The sequence below is a fragment of the Bittarella massiliensis (ex Durand et al. 2017) genome (assembly GCF_009876955.1).
GTDB classification, from domain to species: Bacteria; Bacillota; Clostridia; order Oscillospirales; family Ruminococcaceae; genus Bittarella; species Bittarella massiliensis.
In genome coordinates, this window is sequence record NZ_WWVY01000038.1 from 1 (window position 1) to 3,459 (window position 3,459).

Consider the following 3,459-nt stretch of genomic DNA (forward strand, 5'->3'; position numbering starts at 1 on the left):
AAATTCCCGTCGTTCGGCTGGTCGCCGAAATCGCCGCCATAAAAATATTTTCTCCGCCCATCTTCCGCGCTTCCCATGTCAATCGCATGGTCGCACCATTCCCAAACAAATGCGCCGCAAAATCCCGGGTACCGTTCCATCAGTTGAAAATAATCTTCGCCATCGCCCGGACCGTTTCCCATTGCGTGAGCATATTCACATAATAACAACGGTTTTTTCGCCTGTTTGTCTGAAAAATATTCAATGATCTCTGTGCAGGACGCATACATACGGCTGTATAGATCAAGCATCGACGTATTGTTTTTGTGCCCTCCGCTTTCATAAATACTGCCTTCATACTGCAAGAGCCTGGAAGGATCGTATTTTTTCACCCAAAGCGCGGCCTGCTCCAGCGAGGGCCCGTATCCGCTTTCATTTCCCAAAGACCAAATTACAACGCACGCGCTGTTTTTATCTCTCTCCACGCAGCGACGTACTCTGTCCATGACTGCCTTTTCAAATTGGGAATCCTGTACAAGCAAGCCCGGTGTTTTTTCCTGCGTTCCGCCATAAATCGAAATCGTCCCATGGCTTTCCAGATCTGCTTCGGCAATCACATAAAATCCATACATATCGCAAAGCTGGACAAACCAGGGCACATTCGGATAATGGCTTGTCCGTATCGCGTTAAAATTATATCGCTTCATCAAACGCAGATCTCGGATCACCTGTTCACGGTTAAGCGTATACCCCGTGACTGGGTCGCTATCATGCCGATTTACGCCTTTCAGGCGAATCGGCTTTCCGTTCAACTTCACGATTCCTGCTTCAATGCAAATCTCGCGGACTCCTGTTTTTTGTACAATATATTCTCCCGCACATTCCATCAGCAAGGTGTACAATCTCGGTTGTTCAGCGTTCCACAGCACCGCATTTTTCACTTCAAACCTGGCTCTGTTCCCGTCCGCCTGGGTCGTATCCAGCAATGCTCCGTCCGGTGAATAAAGACTGAGCTGGACCGGCAAATCTGCGCCGTTCCAGCTGAATTCCACTGTAATTTCAGCATCACTTTCGCATAGTCTCTTTGTATGAATAAAAAAGTCACGCAGATGCTGTATTGGCCGTTCTAAAAGATACACATCGCGGAATATCCCGGACATCCTAAACTTGTCTTGATCCTCCAGGTAACTTCCGTCACACCATTTTAACGCCAACACGGCCAGATGATTTTCTCCATCGTGTAAATACCGTGTGATATCCACCTCACTCGTAGAGTGAGACACCTGGCTATACGCAGCCAGAGTTCCATTGACATACAAATAAAAACAGCTGTCCACGCCCTCAAAGTTAATATAATATAACCTGTCAGCACGCAGCTGTCCCAACACAACCGTCCTGCGATATATCCCACATGGATTTTCAGATGGTACGTACGGAGGAATATAGGGAAATGGATAACGTACATTCGTGTATTGATGCTGGTCATATCCATGCATCTGCCAGCAGGAAGGAACTACGAGTTCATCCCAAGCAGAAATATCCGTTTGTGGGGCTATATCCTGCTCGGAAAGCAGTAAGGGCGCCTTTTCATACCGGAAGCGCCACTTTCCATTCAGTGAAATACAAGCTGGCGAAACGACATTGCCCCGCAGCGCGCTCACGCCGCTGTCAAAGGGGATATAGTAGGCGCGCGGCTCTTCGCAGTTCCAATGTAGCTGCTCCGGATTCTCATGATAGCCCGGAAGTTTCATATTTAATGTCCCCTCACTTCTCCTTGCAACTATGTGCGCTGCGCGTCTGTCTTTTATTTTCATTTTCCTGCAAAAAGCGCACCTCTGTCTCTGTATGTCCATCCAGCCAAATGTGTTTGAAGTCGGCAAGTGCTCTGTTCTCGTACCGGAGTATACTATATCCGGTTGCGGTCTCGGATGCATTCTTTACACGCACCGTATACGGGTCCGTCCACTGCTCCTTGATATCCGCATAGGTCAGACCGTGCCCAAATGGATAAAGTGGCTTTCCATCAAAAAAGCGGTAGGTTCGCCCCTTCATGCTGTAATCTGTAAATGGTGGCAGATCCTCCACGGTTCGATAAAACGTGACTGGCAGGCGACCACTGGGAGATACCCGGCCAAACAGAATATCAGCCAGTGCATTCCCTCCTTCTGCTCCGGGATAAAAGCATTGCAGAATCGCCGCGCACCGTTCATCCGCTTGCCGGAGATCAACGCAGCCTCCGGATACATTTACCAGCACCACAGGCTTTTCCGTATCCAATATCGCGCACAGCAACTGCTGTTGGATATCCGGCAGCGAAATATCTTTTCTGTCACCGCTATCAGCCCCATTGTATGCGTCCCCTTCCTCACCTTCAAGAAGAGGGCTCAGGCCCAGACACAACACGACCACGTCCGCAGCCTTTGCGGTATAGATTGCCTCATGCAGCGGCTTTTCCGCCCAAGGCAAGGCCTCCTTCTCCACAAGCACACTGCCGCGTGCATAATATACTTCTCCCCGGGCCTGTTCTTGTATGCCGCGCAGCAACGTCGTCCAATGCGAAGGCGTTCCGCTATAATTTCCCAGCAATACCGTTTTGTCATCGGCATTCGGGCCTATTACTGCAATTGTTTTTTCAGGGTTCAAAGGCAATATACCGTTATTTTTCAGCAATACGATGCTTTCTTGCGCCATCTTCCGGTTCAATTCACGGTGCTTTCTACATTCAATCACATTCATCGGAATGGAATCGTACACACAATCGTTATCAAACATGCCCAACCGGAAACGCGCTTCAAACAAACGCTCTACCGCACAGGTGACTGTATCTTCACTGATCAACCCACCCTCTACAGCGGCCTTCACCCAATGATATGCCTTCCCACAGTTGAGCTGACACCCATTGTTGACCGCCAACGCTGCGCTTTCTTTTTCATTTTTTGTCACATGGTGGTTTGCATTGATATCCTGAATCGCGCCGCAATCAGATACAACATAGCCGTCAAATTTCCATTCTTCATACAGTACACCCTTAAGGTATGTGCTGCTTGCACAGGCGGGCTCACCGTTGATCCGGTTATACGCGCCCATTACAGCCGCCGGCTTCGCATGCTCAATACAATATCGAAAGGCCCATAAATAGCTATCCGCCATATCCTCCGTGCTCACTTCTGCGTTGAACGAGTGCCGTCCCGCCTCCGGGCCGCTATGCGCCGCAAAATGTTTTACCGTCGCGTCCAGCTTACGATATTTGGGGTCCTCTCCTTCCTGCAGGCCGCGAATGAAAGCAGTCCCCATCCGCCCTGTCAGCAAGGGGTCTTCCCCATAGGTTTCATGTCCGCGTCCCCAGCGGGGGTCGCGGAACAGATTGATATTGGGGGACCAGAACGTAAGTCCCTGATAAATCCCGGTCTCTCCAAACGTTTTGTATTGATTGTACTTTGCGCGGGCCTCGTCAGAAATGGCCTGTGCTACGTGCTCCAA

The 3,459-nt window shown here is 49.8% G+C and carries 2 protein-coding genes; both read right to left on the minus strand.

What is annotated here, in order from left to right; genetic code table 11:
- Nucleotides 1-1,730: glycoside hydrolase family 2 TIM barrel-domain containing protein (locus tag GT748_RS14845; RefSeq protein ID WP_279286110.1), on the minus strand; the 1,730-nt coding region annotated here is incomplete at its 3' end.
- Between the two features lie 13 nt (nt 1,731-1,743).
- A partial coding sequence (locus GT748_RS14850; RefSeq protein ID WP_161222399.1) for a glycoside hydrolase family 3 C-terminal domain-containing protein occupies nt 1,744-3,459 on the minus strand: 1,716 nt, incomplete at its 5' end.